Origin of the sequence: Citrobacter sp. Cb028, from assembly GCF_030336705.1 — a bacterium.
GTDB lineage: Bacteria > Pseudomonadota > Gammaproteobacteria > Enterobacterales > Enterobacteriaceae > Citrobacter > Citrobacter braakii.
Window position 1 is genome coordinate 1590737 of sequence record NZ_JAOWCZ010000034.1, and the last position, 21655, is coordinate 1612391.

At 52.3% G+C, this 21655-nt stretch carries 22 protein-coding genes and 1 other annotated feature; of the genes, 8 read left to right on the plus strand and 14 right to left on the minus strand.

All coding sequences use genetic code 11. The features are described from left to right. Positions 1-201: 201 nt before the first annotated feature. A complete protein-coding gene (gene osmB, locus OGV75_RS17265) occupies positions 202-420 on the plus strand; it encodes an osmotically-inducible lipoprotein OsmB (RefSeq protein ID WP_003020583.1) in 219 nt (72 codons plus the stop codon). A gap of 90 nt (positions 421-510) precedes the next feature. Here the strand turns inward: osmB and yciH are convergent, their stop codons facing one another. From yciH to pgpB, 5 genes are all read right to left on the minus strand, one after another. Beyond that, positions 511-837: a stress response translation initiation inhibitor YciH gene (yciH, locus tag OGV75_RS17270; protein ID WP_016153243.1), complete on the minus strand. Its 327-nt coding sequence runs from the start codon at positions 835-837 to the stop codon at positions 511-513. Continuing rightward, on the minus strand, positions 838-1575 hold the full coding sequence (gene pyrF / locus OGV75_RS17275) for an orotidine-5'-phosphate decarboxylase (protein WP_143329715.1): 738 nt from the start codon (positions 1573-1575) through the stop codon (positions 838-840). Positions 1576-1764: 189 nt separating this feature from the next. Beyond that, a complete protein-coding gene (lapB, locus tag OGV75_RS17280; RefSeq protein WP_016153245.1) occupies positions 1765-2934 on the minus strand; it encodes a lipopolysaccharide assembly protein LapB in 1170 nt (389 codons plus the stop codon). 6 nt (positions 2935-2940) lie between these two features. Then, positions 2941-3249, minus strand: coding sequence for a LapA family protein (locus tag OGV75_RS17285; protein WP_006684318.1), 309 nt, complete (start codon positions 3247-3249; stop codon positions 2941-2943). Positions 3250-3398: 149 nt separating this feature from the next. Further along, a complete protein-coding gene (pgpB, locus tag OGV75_RS17290) occupies positions 3399-4163 on the minus strand; it encodes a phosphatidylglycerophosphatase B (protein ID WP_080860080.1) in 765 nt (254 codons plus the stop codon). A gap of 202 nt (positions 4164-4365) precedes the next feature. Between pgpB and ribA the strand changes: the two genes are divergently transcribed. Then, positions 4366-4956: a GTP cyclohydrolase II gene (ribA, locus tag OGV75_RS17295; RefSeq protein WP_016153247.1), complete on the plus strand. Its 591-nt coding sequence runs from the start codon at positions 4366-4368 to the stop codon at positions 4954-4956. A 50-nt stretch (positions 4957-5006) separates the two neighbouring features. Here ribA and acnA read toward each other — a convergent pair whose 3' ends face one another. The 5 genes from acnA to topA form a co-directional block, all read right to left on the minus strand. Beyond that, positions 5007-7682, minus strand: a complete 2676-nt coding sequence (gene acnA / locus OGV75_RS17300; protein WP_016153248.1) for an aconitate hydratase AcnA — start codon at positions 7680-7682, stop codon at positions 5007-5009. 267 nt (positions 7683-7949) lie between these two features. After that, positions 7950-8120: a YciX family protein gene (locus OGV75_RS17305; protein WP_019076874.1), complete on the minus strand. Its 171-nt coding sequence runs from the start codon at positions 8118-8120 to the stop codon at positions 7950-7952. A gap of 3 nt (positions 8121-8123) precedes the next feature. Then, positions 8124-8285 carry a YmiA family putative membrane protein gene (locus OGV75_RS17310; RefSeq protein WP_165500010.1) on the minus strand — a complete coding sequence of 54 codons (162 nt, stop codon included), beginning with the start codon at positions 8283-8285 and terminating at the stop codon, positions 8124-8126. Between the two features lie 293 nt (positions 8286-8578). Beyond that, the gene (gene cysB / locus OGV75_RS17315; protein WP_016153251.1) at positions 8579-9553 is read right to left on the minus strand and encodes an HTH-type transcriptional regulator CysB; all 975 of its coding nucleotides are present in this window, start codon (positions 9551-9553) and stop codon (positions 8579-8581) included. Positions 9554-9761: 208 nt separating this feature from the next. Next, complete coding sequence (gene topA, locus OGV75_RS17320) at positions 9762-12359, minus strand: type I DNA topoisomerase (RefSeq protein WP_286480955.1); 2598 nt, start codon at positions 12357-12359, stop codon at positions 9762-9764. Between the two features lie 397 nt (positions 12360-12756). Here topA and OGV75_RS17325 point away from each other — a divergent pair, with 397 nt between their 5' ends. Next, a complete protein-coding gene (locus tag OGV75_RS17325; RefSeq protein WP_003020616.1) occupies positions 12757-13008 on the plus strand; it encodes a YciN family protein in 252 nt (83 codons plus the stop codon). 53 nt (positions 13009-13061) lie between these two features. On the opposite strand, the gene sohB is transcribed toward OGV75_RS17325, so the two are convergent. Then, entirely contained in the window at positions 13062-14108 is a 1047-nt protein-coding gene (gene sohB, locus OGV75_RS17330; protein ID WP_016153253.1) for a protease SohB, read from the minus strand. Positions 14109-14318: 210 nt separating this feature from the next. Here sohB and OGV75_RS17335 point away from each other — a divergent pair, with 210 nt between their 5' ends. Then, positions 14319-15080 carry a YciK family oxidoreductase gene (locus tag OGV75_RS17335; RefSeq protein ID WP_016156651.1) on the plus strand — a complete coding sequence of 254 codons (762 nt, stop codon included), beginning with the start codon at positions 14319-14321 and terminating at the stop codon, positions 15078-15080. Continuing rightward, positions 15077-15667, plus strand: coding sequence for a cob(I)yrinic acid a,c-diamide adenosyltransferase (gene cobO, locus OGV75_RS17340; protein ID WP_286480956.1), 591 nt, complete (start codon positions 15077-15079; stop codon positions 15665-15667). Before OGV75_RS17335 ends, cobO begins: the two co-directional genes overlap by 4 nt. Positions 15668-15750: 83 nt before the next feature. On the opposite strand, the gene rluB is transcribed toward cobO, so the two are convergent. The 3 genes from rluB to rnm all read right to left on the minus strand — a co-directional run bounded on the left by rluB (position 15751) and on the right by rnm (position 18222). Beyond that, complete coding sequence (gene rluB, locus OGV75_RS17345; RefSeq protein WP_006684306.1) at positions 15751-16626, minus strand: 23S rRNA pseudouridine(2605) synthase RluB; 876 nt, start codon at positions 16624-16626, stop codon at positions 15751-15753. A gap of 100 nt (positions 16627-16726) precedes the next feature. Next, positions 16727-17347: an L-threonylcarbamoyladenylate synthase gene (locus OGV75_RS17350; protein ID WP_016153256.1), complete on the minus strand. Its 621-nt coding sequence runs from the start codon at positions 17345-17347 to the stop codon at positions 16727-16729. Then, positions 17344-18222 carry an RNase RNM gene (gene rnm / locus OGV75_RS17355; protein ID WP_029139558.1) on the minus strand — a complete coding sequence of 293 codons (879 nt, stop codon included), beginning with the start codon at positions 18220-18222 and terminating at the stop codon, positions 17344-17346. The genes OGV75_RS17350 and rnm overlap by 4 nt, the downstream gene beginning before the upstream one ends. A 135-nt stretch (positions 18223-18357) precedes the next feature. On the opposite strand from rnm, the gene trpL reads away from it, so the two are divergent. The 3 genes from trpL (at position 18358) to trpD (ending at position 21654) form a co-directional block, all read left to right on the plus strand. After that, positions 18358-18402 (plus strand): trp operon leader peptide, encoded by a 45-nt coding sequence (gene trpL, locus OGV75_RS17360; protein ID WP_012905981.1) that lies wholly within the window; start codon positions 18358-18360, stop codon positions 18400-18402. Further along, positions 18379-18473: a sequence feature (Trp leader region), on the plus strand. (Overlaps the previous gene by 24 nt.) Positions 18474-18496: 23 nt before the next feature. Further along, positions 18497-20059, plus strand: coding sequence for an anthranilate synthase component 1 (locus OGV75_RS17365; protein WP_016156654.1), 1563 nt, complete (start codon positions 18497-18499; stop codon positions 20057-20059). Then, positions 20059-21654: a bifunctional anthranilate synthase glutamate amidotransferase component TrpG/anthranilate phosphoribosyltransferase TrpD gene (gene trpD / locus OGV75_RS17370; protein WP_286480958.1), complete on the plus strand. Its 1596-nt coding sequence runs from the start codon at positions 20059-20061 to the stop codon at positions 21652-21654. The genes OGV75_RS17365 and trpD overlap by 1 nt, the downstream gene beginning before the upstream one ends. Position 21655 lies beyond the last annotated feature (1 nt).

Genomic DNA, 21655 nt, shown 5'->3' on the forward strand with positions numbered 1-21655 from the left:
TAAGACTTTTTACCTGTCGTTAACAGGATAAAGTCGTAAAATTAATGTTAGCGATATAACAGGAACGAACCTCCAACTTCAGGATAGTGTTTGTAATGACTTCGCTAAACGGTTTCACGGAAATATCTTCGATAGTCTTAATTTGACGCTATCCTTAAAGAACACTGGATTCCGTGAATCAATAATTCAGGAGAAAGTATTATGTTAGTAACGAGCAAAAAAATGACCGCTGCCATTCTGGCGATTACTCTGGCAATGTCGCTGAGTGCCTGCTCTAACTGGTCCAAACGAGATCGTAACACCGCAATCGGTGCTGGTGCAGGTGCAATAGGTGGTGCAGTCCTGACTGACGGTAGCACGCTGGGTACGCTGGGTGGTGCTGCAGTAGGTGGTATTATTGGCCACCAGGTGGGTAAATAATCTACGGTTAAACGGCTCGATATAATAATACGTTTACTTTTTCAGGTCTGTATTATTAAAAAGCCACGGAAATTTTCCGTGGCTTTTTTATTAACCGCCAGCCAGTTTAACTTTCATTCCTTTAGCTTCCAGCAGCGATTTAATCAGGTCGCGTTTATCCCCCTGAATTTCAATCACACCATCTTTCACTGCTCCACCGCAACCACACTTTTTCTTCAGTTCTGCGGCTAATTTGGTCAGTTCGGCATCGTCTTGATCAATACCGGTAATCAGGCACACGCCCTTCCCTTTGCGACCACTGGTCTGGCGCTGGATACGAACAATGCCATCGCCTTTTGGACGCTCAGGCGCTGTTTTCGGTTCATCAATACGCCCGGAGTCGGTTGAGTAGACCAGACGAGAGTTTGAGTCGTTCATTTACGCACCTCGTTTCAGGGAAGCATTGATCATCTTCAGCGTCTGCGCGGGATCGGCCGACTGGGTGACCGGACGACCAATCACCATGTAATCCACACCTGCTAATTGCGCCTGTTCCGGTGTCATAATACGACGCTGATCGCCCGCCTCGCTGCCTTCTGGACGAATACCCGGTGTCACCAGCTTAAATGCCTGGCCCAACGCCTGCTTGAATCGCACCGCTTCCTGAGCTGAGCATACGACACCATCCAGACCACAATTCTGGGTTAAGCGCGCCAGTCTTTCAGCATAATCCGCAGGTGACAACGTCACGCCTAGATCGGCGAGGTCGCTGGCTTCCATACTGGTCAGAACCGTCACGGCAATCAGTAGCGGCGCGTCCTGGCCAAAAGGCACTAAGGCTTCACGGGCTGCAGTCATCATACGCGCCCCGCCAGAAGCGTGAACGTTAACCATCCAGACGCCAAGTTCGGCAGCAGCGGCAACTGCATGTGCGGTGGTATTGGGAATATCATGAAATTTCAAATCAAGAAAGATGTCAAAACCACGCTGTTGTAGATCGCGAACCAACTGAGGTCCAAAAAGCGTGAACATCTCTTTGCCCACTTTCAAACGGCAATCACGAGGATCAATTCTGTCAACAAAAGCTAATGCTTTATCACGATTAGGATAATCGAGAGCGACAACGACAGGGGAATCGGTAACAGCACGAGAAGAAGATGAAGCAGTAAACGTCATGACCAGACCTTCTTGAGGATGGGCGCCCACGGCGGCGCGAAATGGGTAAACGGCGTGCATTCTACCTGCGGTAATAGAAAATTAACAGGCGCGATTACATTTCTGCCAGGCGAACCGGCAACGGAGGTTGAGGATGGATCGATTACACACCAACAGTATGTTGTAACTAAAATGAGGTTTTTTTAAAAATTACAGCCCATCAAGTCCGCGAATGGGCTTAATGGTTGACCATGAACGGCAGGATGGACAGTGCCAGTACAGCGTATACGCCGTAAAACCGCACTTCTGGCAGCGGTAGCGCGGTTTACTGCGTACCTGCTCTCCGACCATATCGCGCAGAACCATCAGGCTCTCTTTGGCACGCCCTTCTTCGGCTTCGTGGAGATGATAATCCATCAGCTTGTGGAACACGCGCATCGTAGGATGACGTTGCAGCTGACGAGTGATATAGACCTGAGCGGTATCAGCCCCCTCACGCGCCTCAAGAATATCCGCCAGCATCAGTTCGGCGGCGGCACCAGTATTCTCCTCGACGGCCCGACGTAAAAACTCCGCCCACTCATCATTTTTCCCCAGATGCTGGTAGCAGCTTTGCAGCATTTCCAGCGTTTCGCTGACCAGCTCTTTATCCTGGGAAATGACCCGTTGCAGGCTTTCAACCGCCTTCGCGTAATCACCTTTTTCCATGTACACGCGACCCATCATGATGGATACCCGTGCACTGTTTTTGTCTGCCGCGGCGCCTTTTTTCAACAGCGTCATAGCGCGATCCATATCGTCGCTACCCATTTGCTGTAAGGCCAGTTCGCAGTAGAAGTGGGCTATCTCATTACGCTGTTTGTCTTTGCCGAGTTTTACCAGACGCTCTGCTACATCAATGGCTTTTTGCCATTCGCTGGTGGCCTGATAAATTTGCAACAGTTGCTGTAATGCGCCAACCCGAAAATCAGTTTCATCGGTAAGCTGATTGAACATGTCTTCCGCGCGGTCGTACAGTCCCGCGGCCATGTAGTCGCGCCCCAGCTGTTGCACGGCCAGCAAACGCTGCTCGTAGGTCAGCGAGGCACTTTCCATTAACGTTTGATGGATGCGGATTGCGCGATCGACTTCACCGCGAGAGCGGAACAGGTTTCCGAGGGTGAGATGAGCCTCAACGGTGCCTGTGTCCTCTTTTAGCATATCAAGGAACAGATCTACCGCTTTATCTTGTTGGTTGCTCAGGAGGAAGTTAACCCCGGCGACATAGTCACGAGAAAGGCGGTTAGCTTCATCCTGCTTGGTTTGTTGCGCACTTCTGCGACCCATATACCACCCATAGGCAGCGGCTACAGGTAAAAGCAGAAACAACAACTCCAACATAAATAATTATTCCTTCACAACCGACGAATCGGCAGATACCGCAACGTCGGTCGCAGGCGCAAGCTGGTTTTCCAGTCGTTTGATTTTACGTTCGGCGCGCGCAAGAGACACACGAACCTTCAGCCAGAAAAGGCCGCAAATTAGCCAACCAATCGCAAACCCTGCGGCAAACAATACAGCAAGCAGCGTAGAGATACGATACTCACCCTGAGCCAGCAGGTAATTAAACGTAACCTGTTGATCGTTTTGCGCACCCAATGTCACCGAAATAACAAAAATCGCCAACACCAGTAAGAAAATGAGTAAATATTTCACATTACTTCCCGTTATGTGGTTTGAGCGAATAAATCGTGTCCAACTTACCGCGTTGAGCCCTTTAAATTACCATTTTCACAACGAGTGCGAAACGGAAAAGCGCTTTCCACTTTCTGATTTAAGGGCAAAATTTGAAAAATCAATCATCGCTAGCTTTCTTGTTCTCGCTGCGCGATTTCTTTTTCCTCCTGCACTGGTGGGGTTAATGGTCCGCATACCCGCTGTGCAAGCCAGGTTGCCAGCGTCACCAACAGCCACGAAATCAGCGTTGCCACCACCAAATCACGGGGCCAGTGCATGCCTAACAGCAAGCGGCTGCCCATCACGCCGGTCGCCCAGATCAGCAAAAACACAATCGTCAGCATACGTCTACGCGGCCATAACAGCCCTACGCCCAGTAAAGCCCAACTGGCGGCAAACATCGTATGTCCGGACGGAAAGGCAAACCCCGTTTCTTTTTGCCAGTGCTTGCGTAAAAACGTTGGAATATCCTGCTGTTCGGCCAATTGTTCTTTGACTAAATGCCCACGATCTTTACGTTTTAAAGTGTAGAACTCATCAACCGGAATATGGTGCGTTTTTTCCAGCCACACGACAAAAGGTCGCGGTTCTTGCACCCTATCTTTTACCCAGGACTTCACGCCCTGTCCCACTAAAATCGCCGCTGCCAGAATAGCAAACAGCATTACCGCGGCTTTAAGTCGAAAACGCAAGCACCACAGAAACCATGCACAAAGCGCAACGTGAGTGATAATTCCCCACGGCTGCGTCACCGTTTCCGTTACCCAGTACAAGGACTTTAACCACCAGACATTGTGCCCCGGCTGCCAGCTCCAGCCTGATACCCATACGGCAACCGGCATGATAAGTAGCAGTCCGGTCCCCACTGCGGTGCGCTTTGCAATAGACAGCATTGCCTCTCCTTTCGTCGATAAGTATCACAATCATAACTGAAAAATTCACACGTCGGGAAAATTGACAATTTTGTGCCATTCCAAAAGCGAATCCGTGGTCGCGATTAGGTGAACGTCGTTGCCTTATGGCAAAATAGTGTAATACAGAACAGAAGCCGACAGGCGAAGGCACGACAAGTGCCAGCATAATCTGGAGAATTACATGCAGCTTAAACGTGTGGCAGAAGCCAAACTGCCAACCCCCTGGGGTGATTTCCTGATGGTGGGATTTGAAGAACTGGCAACCGGACACGATCATGTCGCACTGGTTTTTGGCGATATCACAGGCCAAACACCTGTCCTGGCACGCGTCCACTCCGAATGTCTGACCGGCGATGCGCTGTTTAGTCTGCGTTGCGATTGCGGTTTCCAGCTTGAAGCGGCCCTCACCCACATTGCTGAAGAAGGGCGTGGCATTCTGCTTTATCACCGTCAGGAAGGACGCAACATTGGCCTGCTCAACAAAATCCGCGCTTACGCGTTGCAGGACCAGGGTTATGATACCGTTGAAGCGAATCATCAGTTGGGATTTGCGGCAGACGAGCGCGATTTCACGCTGTGTGCCGATATGTTCAAGCTGCTGGGCGTGGATGCGGTACGTTTGCTGACCAATAACCCGAAAAAAGTAGAAATCCTGACCGAAGCGGGAATCAATATTGTTGAACGCGTACCGCTGATCGTGGGCCGTAATCCAAAAAATGAACATTATCTGGACACCAAAGCCGCCAAGATGGGACATTTGCTGGGCAAATAATCGTTGTCACCGCCTATCAAAAAGCCTGCTCTCGCAGGCTTTTTTGCATTTTAATTCAACATATTACGAATCACGTAGTGCAGAATGCCGTCGTTTTGGTAATACGTTAGCTCCGTCGCGGTATCAATGCGACAGCGGCATAGAATCACCTCTTTACGCCCATCTGCGCGTACCATACTCACCGGAACTGTCGCCCCCGGTTTAATGTTTTGTAGGTCCGTAATATCGATCGCCTCCTCACCGGTTAATCCCAGCGTTTTACGCGTGACGCCCTGCGGGAATTCCAGCGGTAAAATGCCCATGCCAATCAGGTTAGAACGGTGAATTCGCTCAAAAGACTCTGCGATAACCACGCGAACGCCCAGCAAACGTGGGCCTTTCGCCGCCCAGTCGCGGCTGGAGCCGGATCCATACTCTTTCCCGGCAATCACCGCCAGAGGCACGTTCTCCTGCTGGTATTGCATGGCCGCATCATAAATAGCTACCACTTCGGTTCCCGGCAAATGACGCGTCATACCACCTTCCACGCCGGGTACCATCTCATTGCGAATACGAATATTGGCAAAGGTACCACGCATCATCACTTCATGATTCCCGCGTCGTGAACCGTAGGAGTTAAAATCTTTACGCTCAACGCCATGGCTTTGCAGATAACGCCCCGCCGGACTGTCTGGTTTAATACTGCCGGCAGGAGAAATATGGTCGGTGGTAACAGAATCTCCGAGCATCGCCAGAATACGCGCACCGTGAATGTCCTGAACCGGATCCGGCGTAGCCTGCATACCATCGAAGAACGGTGACAAACGGATATAGGTCGAGTCAGACTGCCAGCCATAGGTATCAGCGCGATCAACCTGGATTGCTTTCCATTCTGGCGTGCCTTCAAAGACTTCAGCATACTCTTTATGGAACATGGCGGTAGAGACCTGCTCAACGGCGCGGGCAATTTCCTTGGCTGTCGGCCAAATATCTTTCAGATAAACAGGATCGCCTTTTCTGTCATGGCCTAACGGATCTTTCGTCAGGTTGATATTCATATTCCCCGCCAGCGCATAGGCCACCACCAGCGGCGGAGACGCCAGCCAGTTGGTCTTCACGAGCGGATGGATACGACCTTCAAAGTTACGGTTTCCAGAAAGCACTGCCCCAACCGTAAGATCGCCTTTTTTGATGGCTGTTTCGATAGGATCGGGTAAGGGTCCAGAGTTGCCAATACAGGTGGTACAGCCATAACCCACAAGATTAAATCCCAGCTCATCAAGGTACGGAGTGAACCCAGCCTTTGCCAGATAATCGGAAACCACCTTCGATCCTGGCGCCAACGAGGCTTTCACCCATGGCTGACGTTTCAAACCAAGCGTTACGGCTTTTTTCGCCAGCAGCCCCGCCGCCATCAATACGCTTGGGTTTGAGGTGTTGGTACAAGAGGTGATAGCGGCTATCACCACCGCGCCGTCCGGCAGCTTATACTGCTGACCGCTCATGGTATAGTCCACTGGCTGACGGTCTTTCAGCGAGCTATTCACCTCGAGTTCATTACTCGCCGAAAAGGCTTTCGGCACATCAGCCAGCGCCACCCGATCCTGCGGGCGCTTCGGTCCAGCAAGGCTTGCCTCTACGCTGCCCATATCCAGCTCCAACGAACTGGTAAACACAGGTTCATCCCCTGGGTTACGCCACATTCCCTGCGCTTTGGCATAGGCATTGACCAACTCAACCTGTTCCTCACTGCGCCCGCTCAGACGCATATACTCAAGGGTAATGTCATCGATCGGGAAGAAACCGCAGGTTGCGCCGTATTCCGGTGCCATGTTCGCAATGGTTGCTCGATCGGCCAGAGGTAAGGTGTCCAGCCCATCACCGTAGAATTCAACGAATTTACCGACTACACCGTGCTTACGCAGCATCTGGGTGACGGTCAGAACCAGGTCGGTGGCAGTGATGCCTTCCCGCAGTTTACCCACCAGTTTAAAGCCCACAACATCCGGGATCAGCATTGAGACCGGTTGACCCAGCATTGCCGCTTCAGCTTCAATGCCTCCAACGCCCCAGCCCAGCACACCGAGACCATTAATCATCGTGGTATGGGAATCGGTACCGACCAGTGTATCGGGATAAGCCACCCACTCACCGTCCTGTAACTCGCTCCAGACAGCTTTGCCAAGATATTCAAGGTTAACCTGGTGGCAAATCCCCGTACCCGGCGGTACAACGCTGAAGCGACTAAATGCCTGCTGTCCCCATTTCAGGAACACATAACGTTCATGGTTACGTTCCATTTCCAGGCGCACGTTTTCTTCGAAAGCATCATCATCACCGAAACGATCCACCGTTACCGAGTGGTCAATGACAAGATCCACTGGCGAAAGCGGATTCACTTTTGCCGTATCCCCACCCAGACGTTTTACCGCTTCGCGCATGGCGGCGAGATCGACCACCGCCGGCACGCCGGTAAAATCCTGCATCAGAACACGAGCAGGTCGATAGGCAATTTCTCGATCGGCATGGGCGGTCTTCAGCCAATGCGCAAGCGCATGAATATCATCTTCGGTAACGGAATTACCGTCCTGCCAGCGAAGCAGGTTTTCCAGCAAAACTTTTAGCGATTTCGGTAAACGGGTGATATCACCCAGTGATTTAGCGGCCAGCGGCAGACTGTAGTAACGGTAGGTTTTATCTTTAACCTGCAATGTGTCCTTACTGGCTTCTCGTAGGGTCGACGACATAGCTCCTCCTTAATGACAGGGTTGGATCCCCTGATTTTCCTCAGGGTTAGTATTAAAGATAACACAAACAAAATGTAACGCTTTGATAACAACTCAAATTGATAAAAGTGGAGGGCTACAAAAGGGGCAACTGAAGTATCTGGCGAGGAGAAAGGTTTAAGCGGTCAAGGTTAATACGGTGATAAGCATGGCTCATCACGATTGCCCGGAATAAAATATTTGCAGTACAAGACAACGGACTAATAATAATTATAAAATTCGTATCAATTATTGTTTCTGTTCATCATCATCCGCAAACAGATCGATAAACGCCCGTTGTTCAGGAGAGAGTTTCCAGGTCGCTGGAATATTCGGCTTATTCTCTGCGCTGTATTGACTCTCTTGTTCAGGGTCATCCGGAGATGGCATCACGGTGGAGCGTTGTTCCAGTGTGGACATGACCTATCCCCACACGTTCCAGGCCACGAGCGCGACAATAACCCAGAACACGGCAGAGCCAAGAAACACAGCGAACCAGGCTTTACGTTTCATCACGGGATCCCGGCGTGCTGGCTGGTTTCCTGAAGGCATCGCTAACCTCATACTATCGAAATCACTTATCATTTAAGCACCAAACAATCGGTACAATTAATCATCAGATAGGAGGAATCCTAATAAAAAAGGTCAAAAAAAGCCAGATAATTTTCATACTCGACCTGATAAATAAATTAATTATTTGATCGGTTATAAATATTTGAGAGGGATTTTTGGCGACCTTACTAATTTGAAACTACTTTAGCAAGTGTTTACCATAAACAATATATGGTTAATATATAGAGGAAAAATATTGAATAGATTCAGACTCTGCCGTCGGTATCGCTTTATGTTTGAGGATACCGACGAGGTAACAGCCGTTATTATTTCTCAGGCAATTTAATATCTTTAAACATGGCTTCAATATCGTCGTTGGAACGTAGCGCCACCGCCGTATCCACCACATCACGCGTCAGATGCGGCGCGAAACGTTGAATAAAATCATACATGTAACTGCGTAAAAAAGTGCTGCGACGAAAACCAATCTTGGTGGTGCTATGGCTGAAGATATCATGGGCATCAACGCGCACCAGGTCAGGGTCGGAGACAGGATCAACCGCCATACTGGCAATTACCCCCACGCCGAGGCCCAGGCGTACATAGGTCTTAATGACATCGGCATCGGTCGCGGTAAAAACTATACGCGGCTCCAGACCCGCACGGTTGAACGCGGTGTCCAGTTCCGAACGTCCGGTAAATCCGAACGTGTAGGTCACCAGTGGATACTGCGCCAGTTCTTCAATGGATACGGCGGATTTGCCCGCCAACGGATGGTCCGGCGTAACGACAATCGAACGGTTCCAGTGGTAGCAAGGCAGCATCACCAGATCGTCATACAGGTGCAGGGCTTCCGTCGCGATAGCAAAATCTGCATTCCCTTTCGAGACGGCTTCGGCGATTTGCGTCGGCGATCCCTGGTGCATATGCAATGAGACGCGAGGATAACGCTCAATAAAGCCTTTAATAACGTTCGGCAAAGCGTAACGCGCCTGAGTGTGCGTGGTGGCGATATACAGTGAGCCTTTGTCCGGCCAGGTATGTTCGCCAGCAACGGACTTAATGGCATCCACCTTCGACAAAACTTCTCGCGCGATTCGAATGACTTCCTGGCCCGCTGGCGTAACCTGGGTCAGGTGCTTACCGCTACGGGCAAAAATCTGGATGCCAAGTTCATCTTCCAGCATACGAACTTGCTTACTGATACCTGGCTGAGAGGTATAAAGCCCTTCCGCCGTTGAGGAGACATTAAGGTTGTGGTTCACCACCTCAACAATGTAGCGAAGCTGCTGTAATTTCATGTTAAGCCATCCCGATTTGCGCCATCAAATCATCGTTTCAGAGCAGGCTCGTTGGCGCTGCTAATACGATTTAATAATAAAAAGTGTGTTAACTATAACCACTATATCATTTCTATGTGAGCTGTATAGGGATGACAAAAAATAATACGCCAGAAACAAAAAGGGCCGCTTACGCGACCCTTTGAGGAGAAATTCAGCCGCAATGCTGTTATTTCTTCCCTTCTACCCATTTACCGTCAACGAAGAACGCGGACCAGCCGGTCGCCTTACCGTCTTTCTCCGCAGCAACGTATTGCTGCTTGGTTTTACGGCTGAAACGAACCATCGACTTGTTGCCGTCCGGGTCAGTCTGCGGCGCATCTGCCAGATAGCGCAGTTTTTCCGGCAGACGATCGCGGAAGCGGTACAACTCTTCAACCAGCGGCGCACGTGTCTCACGTGATTTCGGGAACGTATTTGCCGCCAGGAAGATACCTGCAGCACCATCACGTAACACGAAATACGCATCAGATTTTTCACACGGCAGTTCTGGCAACGGAACCGGATCCTCTTTCGGTGGAGCAACTTCACCGTTACGCAGGATCTTACGGGTATTTTTGCACTCGTCGTTGGTACACGCCATGTACTTGCCGAAACGTCCCATTTTCAGGTGCATTTCAGAGCCACATTTCTCGCACTCAACGATAGGACCGTCATAACCCTTGATGCGGAATTCGCCTTCTTCGATCTCATAGCCGTCGCAGGTAGGGTTATTACCGCATACATGCAGCTTGCGCTTAGGATCGATAAGGTAGCTGTCCATCGCCGTGCCGCACTTCTGGCAGCGACGTTTGGCGCGCAAAGCGTTGGTTTCCGCATCGTCGCCTTCCAGCACGTTCAGCACTTCGTTTTCCGGCACCAGGTTAATGGTAGTTTTGCAACGCTCTTTCGGGGAAAGCGCATAGCCAGAACAACCCAGGAAAACGCCGGTGCTGGCGGTACGAATACCCATCTTACGTCCGCAGGTTGGGCAATCAATGCTGGTCAGCACCATCTGGTTCGGACGCATACCGCCCTCTTCAGGATCTTTCTCGGCTTTATCCAGTTGCTGAGTAAAATCAGTGAAGAAGTTGTCGAGTACGCCCTTCCATTCGGCTTCGTGATTTGCCACCTGGTCGAGGCTGTCTTCCATCTGCGCGGTAAAGTCGTAGTTCATCAGTTCGCGGAAGTTTTCTTCCAGACGATCGGTGACGATTTCACCCATTTTTTCAGCGTAGAAGCGACGGTTCTCAACGCGAACATAACCGCGATCCTGAATCGTAGAAATGATCGACGCATACGTGGATGGGCGACCAATACCACGTTTTTCAAGCTCTTTAACCAGCGAAGCTTCACTGAATCGCGCAGGCGGTTTGGTAAAGTGCTGAGCAGGTGTCAGTTCGATGAGCGTCAACGTATCGCCTTTATCCACCGCAGGTAAAATGCGGTCTTCATCGCCCTTACGCAGCGCAGGCATCACTTTCGTCCAGCCATCGAAGCGCAGAATACGACCACGCGCCTTCAGACGGAAATCACCCGCGCCCACCGTCAGCGTGGTGGAATCATATTTAGCAGGCGTCATCTGACAGGCAACAAACTGGCGCCAGATCAGCTGATACAGTTTTTGCGCATCGGCTTCCATATCTTTCAGCGATTCCGCCTGAACGGCGACATCGGAAGGACGGATAGCTTCGTGCGCTTCCTGCGAGTTCTCTTTGCTGGCGTACTGGTTCGCGCTCTCCGGCAGATACTTTTTGCCGAAATTATCGCTGATGTAATCGCGAACCATGTTCACCGCATCCTGACTCAGGTTGGTTGAGTCAGTACGCATATAAGTGATGTAGCCCGCTTCATACAAGCGCTGCGCCATCATCATGGTTTTCTTCACGCCGAAGCCCAGACGCGTGCTGGCGGCCTGCTGTAGCGTGGAGGTGATGAACGGCGCACCCGGCTTGCTGCTGGTCGGCTTATCTTCACGTTCCAGAACGCTGTAGCGCGCTTTTTCCAACAGGCTAACGGCGGCAAGCGTTTGTTCCCGGTTGACCGGACGGAACGGTTTATCATTCTGATGCGTCACCTCAAGCGGTAACGCGTCGCCGCCTGGCGTCGCCGTGTTAGCATCAATTTCCCAGAACTCTTCTGGAACGAATGCTTTGATTTCGCGTTCACGCTCAACCACCAGACGCACGGCAACCGACTGTACGCGGCCTGCTGACAGGCCTCGCGCAATTTTTTTCCACAGCAGCGGCGACACCATATAGCCCACAACACGGTCCATAAAGCGGCGCGCCTGTTGCGCATTGACGCGGTCGATGTTCAGCTCGCCCGGTTTTTCAAACGCCTGACGAATAGCGTTTTTGGTAATTTCGTTAAACACCACGCGACTGTAGCGGGTGTCGTCGCCGCCGATCACTTCCCGCAGGTGCCACGCAATGGCTTCCCCTTCGCGGTCAAGGTCGGTTGCGAGATAGATGTGGTCGGCTTTTTCAGCCAGTTGCTTCAGTTCAGAAACAACTTTTTCTTTACCGGGCAGCACTTCATAGCGCGCATCCCAGTTGTGCCACGGGTCAACACCCATACGATTGACGAGAGCGCCACGTTCATCCTTTTTGGGCTTTTTAGCCGTTTTGGTGGAGGTTGAGTCGGCGCTCTTTTTAGTTGCTGAGCCACTGGTCGGCAAATCACGGATATGACCGACGCTGGATTTCACCACGTAGTCATTACCCAGATACTTGTTGATCGTTTTGGCTTTTGCCGGGGACTCAACGATGACAAGAGCTTTACCCATATTCACCTTTACCTAATTTGATTCTTCCAGAATGCGTCGCACGTTGATTCACCTTCCACTGGCGACGAGACATCGATATGGTCTCTGCGTCGGCGGATATCAACCCTTAAACTGATTCGCGCTTGTAATGTAACTCTCATGTAACTGAGTTAACAGGCTTTTTCGCTCACAAACGCTATAGCACGACGGAGTATTGGTCGAATGTCAAGCAAATCTGTTGCCAGATTGACGAAAGCGTCACACTGTACCTGATAAAATGCGTTACGCAACTTTATTAGCATGCAAAAACAAATCTCGCCACTTGCAACACTGTCGTAAGACCTTCATTTAAGTCAGGGAATATTTGCCCATAAGCCGGGCTCGGCGTAGACTAATGTCCTTGTTTAAGGAGTAAATAATGCATAAAGACACTCAACCCATCGATCGCGAAACACTGCTGATTGAAGCCAACAAAATCATTCGTGAGCATGAGGACACGCTGGCGGGGATTGTCGCCACCGGCGTAACGCAGCGAAATGGCGTGCTGGTTTTCAGCGGAGATTACTTTTTAGACGAGCAAGGGCTACCGACGCCAAAAAGTACGGCGGTGTTTAATATGTTTAAACATCTGGCGCACGTACTTTCTGAAAAGTATCACTTGATCGATTAACACGAGAAATGATTTGCCGGATGACGGCTGCGCCTCATCCGGCAATTACAATTTTACATCAGCGGTTTTTGTCCTCGCTGCCACCAACGCATCAGTAGACGATCGGCGCTCTCGGCGGCACTGCCGGTAAAACGGTCCATCAGTTTTTTACGCTGCAGATAACGTACGTTCAATACGTCACGACCGTCCATCAGTCCGAGGATCACCTCATCACTGGTATTGATCTCATCCACCAGCCCGTTGGCCAGCGCCTGTTGACCAAACCAGTGTTCACCCGTGGCAACCTGCTCAATGTCCAGAGCCGGACGCATGCGCTGTACAAAATCTTTAAACAGATGATGGGTTTCGTTCAGGTCTTCGCGGAATTTCTGCCGCCCTTCTTCCGTGTTTTCACCAAGTAAGGTCAGCGTACGCTTGTACTGTCCGGCGGTGTGCAGTTCGATATCAATATCTTTCCCTTTCAGGAAGCGGTGAAAGTTCGGGATCTGTGCCACAACGCCAATAGAGCCGACAATAGCAAACGGCGCCGAGACAATTTTATCCGCCACGCAGGCCATCATATATCCGCCGCTCGCAGCGACTTTATCTACCGTAACGGTCAGCGGGATCTGCTTATCGCGCAGACGTTGTAACTGGGACGCGGCCAGTCCATAGCCGTGTACTACGCCGCCCGGACTTTCCAGACGAACCACGACCTGATCCTGGGGTTTAACGACCGCCAGCACTGCCGTCACCTCTTCGCGTAATGCGCTGACCTCATGGGCATCCATACTGCCTTTAAAATCAAGTACCCATACCCGTGGTTTATCAGATGACGTACTGTCTCCCAGTTTCGCTTTTGCCTTAGCGGCCTTCGCCTCAAGCTTGTGTTTCTTTTTCTGCGCCTTATGCCAGAATTTTTGCTGATGCCCATCCAATAAGGCCAGCGACAGGTCTTCTTTCATCTCTTTATATTGATCGCTGAGATTAATAACCCGCAATTCCCCACGCTGACGTTTGCGTTGTGTCGCGTTTACGATCAGCATAACTACCACCGCAATAGCCACCACGACAGTGACAATTTTTGCCAAAAACAACCCATATTCAGACAACAATTCCACGTGACCCACCTTGGTTAAACAACGCTACTTTCGCTCAGTGTACAACAGCCTTGTTAACCCGTCTTGCTTCATCCATTCAGTAAAAAGCATGACAACGCGTTCATTTTGCGGTGTTATTGCCTTTGGCTGATTGAAAAAGAACAGGGTTTAAGGCATAAAGCCCAAAAGTTATCGCGAACGAGATGGCCAGGACGTCGCCGAGGAGTAGCCGTGCATTATCAACCGAAACAAGATCTTCTACAGGACCGCATTATTCTGGTCACCGGTGCCAGCGATGGTATCGGGCGTGAAGCCGCACAGACCTACGCGCGTTACGGCGCGACCGTTATTCTGTTAGGGCGTAACGAAGAAAAACTGCGTCAGGTTGCCCGCTCCATCGCCGAAGAAAAAGGTACGCAACCACACTGGTTCACGCTGGATCTGCTCACCTGTACGTCTGACGAATGCCACCAGCTCGCACAGCGCATTGCCGCGCATTTCCCGCGTCTGGATGGCGTATTGCATAATGCCGGATTGCTCGGTGACATTTGCCCGATGAGCGAGCAAAACCCGCAGGTATGGCAGGACGTGATGCAGGTAAACGTGAACGCCACCTTTATGCTGACTCAGGCATTGCTGCCGTTGTTGCTCAAATCCGATGCCGGATCGCTGGTCTTTACCTCCTCCAGCGTCGGTCGCCAGGGGCGCGCCAACTGGGGGGCATACGCCACCTCCAAATTTGCTACCGAAGGAATGATGCAGGTTCTGGCTGATGAATATCAGAACCGCCACCTGCGCGTAAACTGTATCAATCCTGGTGGAACGCGTACCGGCATGCGAGCCAGCGCGTTCCCGACGGAAGATCCGCAAAAATTGAAAACCCCCGCCGATATTATGCCGCTCTACCTGTGGCTGATGGGCGATGACAGCCGCCGTAAAACCGGTATGACTTTCGATGCCCAGCCGGGCCGTAAACCAGGAATCGCCCAATGAGTGAAGAACGCTATCAGCAGCGCCAGCAGCGCGTAAAAGACCGGGTTGACGCCCGTGTTGCCGCCGCCAGAGACGAGCGCGGGATTATTATTGTGTTCACCGGAAATGGTAAGGGTAAAACCACCGCCGCGTTCGGTACCGCCACGCGCGCAGTAGGCCACGGTAAAAAAGTTGGCGTAGTGCAATTTATTAAGGGGACGTGGCCGAACGGTGAACGAAACTTACTCGAACCCCACGGCGTTGAGTTTCAGGTCATGGCGACAGGATTTACCTGGGAAACGCAGAACCGCGAGTCCGACACCGCAGCCTGCATGGCCGTATGGGAACACGGCAAGCGGATGCTGGCCGACGCTGAGCTGGATATGGTGATACTGGACGAGCTGACCTACATGGTTGCATACGACTATCTGCCGCTCGACGAGGTCATCAATGCCCTAAACTCGCGCCCTGCCCATCAAACGGTCATTATCACCGGTCGTGGATGTCATCGCGATATTCTGGAGTTAGCGGATACGGTCAGCGAGCTGCGGCCGGTTAAGCACGCCTTTGAAGCGGGTGTGAAAGCCCAGATGGGGATCGATTACTGACAGTAGGCCGGATAAGGCGCTTACGCCGCATCCGGCTCCACGCTAACGCCTGATGGCGCGTTGCTTATCAGGCCTACTCATGATTAACCGTTGTTGCTGCGACCGCCCGGACGACGGCTGCCGCCAACCTGAGAGTGGCGCTTCACCGCACGGCGGATCTGGTTTGCCTTCATACGGCGACGATCTTTCTCGACGGCAACTTTAGAGGTGGTTTCCGGCTTCAGTTCCACCAGTTCACGTAAATAGTTGGTCTGCGCGAGGTCAAGTTCCGTCCAGCCGCCACGCGGCAGGCCCTTCGGCAGTGGGATATCACCGTAACGTACACGGATAAGACGACTTACCTGCACGCCCACGGCTTCCCACAGGCGACGGACTTCACGGTTACGCCCTTCGGTCAACGTGACGTTATACCACTGGTTGATCCCTTCACCGCCGCTGAACTTGATCGTTTTAAATGCGGCCGGACCATCTTCCAGCTGCACGCCACGACTCAGATCGCGCAGTTTTGCGTCATCAACCTGACCAAACACACGCACCGCATATTCACGTTCAACTTCGCGGCTTGGGTGCATCAGACGGTTCGCCAGTTCGCCATCGGTGGTAAACAGCAGTAAACCACAGGTATTCACGTCCAGACGTCCCACGGCAATCCAGCGCGCATCGCGCAGTTTTGGCAGACGATCAAACACGGTCGGACGACCTTCCGGGTCGTTACGGGTACACAGTTCACCTTCTGGCTTGTAATAAGCCAGAACACGGCAGATTTGCTCCGCAGATTCTTTCACCGAAATCAGATGACCGTCGATACGGATTTTCAGACCCGGCGTAACTTCAACGCGATCGCCGAGCGTGGCAATTTTGCCATCAACGCTCACGCGACCCGCGGCAATTATGGATTCAATTTCACGGCGAGAACCGTGGCCAGCGCGCGCCAGCACTTTTTGTAACTTTTCGCTCATAGAGCTTCCTTTAGATGTCGCCTTCACAGGCGTCGAACAGGAGAATCAACGGCGCCAGTCAGCGCCATTTTAAGGCCGCGTAGTATAGCGGTTCGCGCCCTTATAAGAAAGGTTTAACGTCGCCGACGCCTTCGCGCAATACCACCGGGGAATCATCGGTTAAATCAATGACCGTGGTTGGCTGCTGACCGAGATATCCACCGTGGATAATCAAATCCACCACTTTCTCCAGACGATCTTTGATTTCTTCCGGATCTGACTCGGTAAATTCGCTGCCCGGCAGCATCAGTGATGTAGAGAGCATAGGCTCGCCCAGCGCTTCCAGCAGCGCCAGCGCAATCGGATTCGAGGGTACACGCAAACCAATGGTCTTACGTTTTTCCTGCAACAGTCGACGTGGTACTTCTTTCGTCCCCTTCAGGATGAACGTGTAGTTGCCCGGCGTGTTGTTTTTAATTAAACGGAAGGCCACGTTGTCGACAAACGAATAGGTCGACAGTTCGGACAGGTCACGACACATCAGCGTAAAGTTGTGCCCGTCCGGCAGGTGACGGATGCGACAAATGCGCTCCATTGCGCCTTTATCTTCAATTTTGCAACCCAACGCATAGCCGGAATCAGTTGGATAGACGATCACCCCTCCTTTACGCACGATTTCAACGGCCTGATTGATCAGTCGCTGCTGTGGGTTTTCGGGATGAATATAAAAAAACTGGCTCATACTTTCCTCTCTGTGGTCTCGGGCTGTTCCCAAAGTTGCCAGACGCCTTCTACGCCTGCGGGCAACCAGAGTTTACGACCCAGCTCAATCCATGGGCAGGGTAGATGAAAATCAGACCCTTGCGATGCCCACAGTTGATGCTGACGCGCAAGCGTCGCCAGATGGGTGCGTTCATTGGGAGACTGCTGGCACTGTGCCACTTCCATCGCGTCGCCGTGATGTTCAGCAAAATGCGCAACCAGTCTTTTCAGCCACTTAGCGCTAAGATCGTACCGCCCAGGATGAGCCAGAACCGCCTTACCGCCAGAATGATGAATGACATCAATAGCTTGTTCTATTGTACACCACTGTGGCGGAACGTAACCGGTTTTCCCACGAGCAAGATATTTTTTAAAGACATCCGCCATGGTTGTGGCTTTTCCGCACTCCACCAGGAAACGCGCGAAATGCCCCCGAGTGATCGCCCCGCCATCAGCCAGGCGTAATGCCCCTTCCCACGCGCCGGGAATATGCGCTTTGTCGAGTCGTTCAGCAATCAGGCGCGCGCGCTGCTGACGACGTTCCGTTTGCTGCGCCAGAAATTCGCACATCATTGGATGGGCGATATCAATGTTCAGACCCACGATATGGATCTCATGGTTTTCCCAGACTGTTGATATCTCGACGCCAGGGATCAAATTTAACGCTAAACCCGCACGTGAAATTTCTTCTCTTGCCGCCGCAATACCCGCCGTGGTGTCATGATCGGTGATCGCCAGTGTACCGACTCGCATCTCTACCGCACGGTGTACTAAGGCTTCTGGCGTTAATCGCCCATCGGAGGCTGTAGTATGACTGTGCAGGTCATAAATCACTGCGTAATTCGTGTCGCTCAATGCGGCTCCCGTTTCACTAAATGTCTTAACCCGCCCATCATAGCGGTTTAGACAAATATACTGAAATCAGGTGTTGACTTTATTCCATCGAACTAGTTAACTAGTACGCAAGTTCACATGAAGAAGGTATCTGAGATGAAAGCAACATTTGTTCTGCACGGTTGGTGGCGCACTTCCTGATTTCGGGCAGTGTCTTACGTCTGCAATATGCAACCAGATACCCGGCCCGCCAAATGAGCGGGCTTTTTTTTGAACAAAATTAATGAGAATAACGATGCAAACACAAAAACCGACACTCGAACTGCTTGCCTGCGATGCCGCCTACCGTGAAAATCCGACGGCGCTGTTTCATCAGGTGTGTGGCGCACGTCCGGCAACGCTGCTGCTGGAATCTGCCGATATCGACAGCAAAGACGATCTGAAGAGCCTGCTGCTGGTCGACAGTGCATTACGCATTACCGCCATCGGTGACACTGTCACCATTCAGGCATTATCCGCTAACGGCGCATCGCTGCTGCCGCTGCTGGATGCTGCCCTGCCAGCGGGTGTTGAGAACAAACAACAGCCGAATGGTCGCCATCTGCGATTCCCTGCCGTTAGCCCGCTGCTGGATGAAGACGCCCGCTTATGTTCCCTTTCCGTATTTGATGCCTTCCGTTTATTGCAGGAGCTGGTTAATGTTCCTGCGCAAGAACGTGAAGCGATGTTCTTCGGCGGTCTGTTTTCCTACGACCTGGTTGCCGGTTTTGAAGATTTACCTCAGCTTGAAGCGGGCAACCGTTGCCCTGACTACTGCTTCTATCTGGCAGAAACGCTCATGGTCATCGACCATCAGAAGAAAAGCACCCGCATTCAGGCCAGCATATTTACCCCCAGCGATGCAGAAAAACAGCGTCTTAATGCCCGTCTGGCGCAACTGAGCCAGCAGCTTACCGAACCTGCGCCGCCGCTGCCCGTCACTGAAGTTCCACACATGCGCTGCGAATGCAATCAGAGCGATGAAGAGTTTGCCGCCGTGGTTCGTGGTATGCAAAAAGCCATTCGCGCTGGCGAAATTTTCCAGGTGGTTCCATCCCGTCGTTTCTCGCTGCCCTGCCCGTCACCGCTGGCGGCCTACTATGTGCTGAAGAAAAGTAACCCCAGCCCGTACATGTTTTTTATGCAGGACAACGATTTCACACTGTTCGGCGCCTCTCCGGAAAGCTCGCTGAAATACGATGCCACCAGCCGGCAGATTGAAATCTATCCGATTGCCGGGACCCGCCCACGCGGTCGTCGTGCGGACGGTTCGCTGGACCGCGATCTCGACAGCCGTATTGAGCTGGAGATGCGTACCGATCATAAAGAGCTTTCCGAACACCTGATGCTGGTAGACCTGGCGCGTAACGACCTGGCGCGCATCTGCACGCCTGGCAGCCGCTACGTTGCTGACCTCACCAAAGTGGATCGTTATTCCTTCGTTATGCACCTGGTTTCCCGCGTAGTCGGCGAGCTGCGTAGCGATCTGGATGTGCTGCATGCTTACCGCGCCTGTATGAACATGGGTACGCTAAGCGGAGCACCGAAAGTTCGCGCCATGCAGCTTATCGCCGAGGCCGAAGGCCGTCGTCGCGGCAGCTATGGCGGTGCAGTAGGTTACTTCACGGCCCATGGCGATCTGGATACCTGTATTGTGATTCGTTCCGCCCTCGTGGAAGACGGTATTGCCACCGTACAGGCTGGCGCCGGAATTGTTCTGGATTCCGTTGGGCAGTCAGAAGCCGATGAAACCCGTAATAAAGCGCGTGCGGTTCTGCGTGCTATCGCCACCGCACACCACGCACAGGAGACCTTCTAATGGCTGATATTCTGCTGCTCGATAATATCGACTCTTTTACCTATAACCTGGCAGATCAGCTGCGTACTAACGGTCATAACGTGGTGATTTACCGCAACCATATTCCGGCCCAGACATTAATAGACCGCTTAGCGACCATGAAAAATCCGGTGCTGATGCTCTCTCCAGGTCCAGGTGCGCCAAGCGAAGCGGGCTGCATGCCGGAGCTGTTAACCCGCCTGCGCGGCAAGCTGCCAATCATCGGCATTTGTCTGGGGCATCAGGCCATTGTCGAGGCCTATGGTGGATACGTGGGACAGGCTGGGGAAATCCTGCACGGCAAAGCGTCCAGCATTGAACACGACGGTCAGGCAATGTTCGCCGGTCTGGCAAATCCGTTGCCGGTGGCGCGCTATCACTCGCTGGTTGGCAGCAACGTTCCGGCCGGATTGACCATCAACGCCCACTTTAACGGCATGGTGATGGCGGTACGTCACGATACCGATCGCGTATGTGGCTTCCAGTTCCATCCAGAATCCATTCTGACCACCCAGGGCGCACGTCTGCTGGAGCAAACGCTGGCCTGGGCGCAACAGAAACTCGAACAGACTAATACGCTGCAACCTATTCTGGAGAAACTGTATCAGGCCCAGACGCTGTCTCAGCAGGAAAGCCACCAGCTGTTCTCCGCCGTGGTACGCGGTGAACTGAAGCCGGAACAACTGGCTGCGGCGCTGGTGAGCATGAAAATTCGCGGCGAGCACCCGAATGAAATTGCCGGTGCGGCAACCGCGTTGCTGGAAAACGCCGCCCCGTTCCCGCGACCTGATTATCAGTTTGCCGATATTGTCGGTACCGGCGGGGATGGCAGCAACAGTATCAATATTTCCACCGCCAGCGCCTTTGTGGCGGCCGCTTGCGGACTGAAAGTCGCCAAACACGGCAACCGCAGCGTCTCCAGCAAGTCGGGCTCTTCGGATCTGTTAGCGGCTTTTGGCATCAATCTGGATATGAACGCCGATAAATCCCGTCAGGCACTTGACGACCTCGGTGTGTGTTTCTTGTTTGCGCCGAAATACCACACCGGTTTTCGCCATGCCATGCCGGTACGCCAACAGTTGAAAACCCGTACGCTGTTTAACGTCCTCGGCCCGTTGATTAACCCGGCACATCCGCCGCTGGCGCTGATCGGCGTTTACAGTCCGGAACTGGTGCTGCCGATTGCCGAAACGCTGCGCGTGTTGGGGTATCAGCGGGCAGCCGTGGTGCACAGCGGCGGCATGGATGAAGTTTCCCTGCATGCACCGACCATTGTGGCAGAGCTGCATGATGGCGAAATCAAGAGCTATCAACTGACGGCGGAAGACTTTGGCCTGACGCCTTACCACCAGGAACAGCTGGCTGGCGGCACGCCGGAAGAAAACCGTGACATTCTTAGTCGCTTGTTACAAGGTAAAGGTGAAGCCGCTCATGAAGCTGCTGTTGCCGCGAATGTCGCCATGTTAATGCGCCTGCACGGTGAAGAAGATTTAAAAGCCAATGCGCAAACCGTGATTAATGTACTGCGCAGCGGTGCGGCCTATGACCGTGTCACTGCACTGGCAGCAAGAGGGTAAA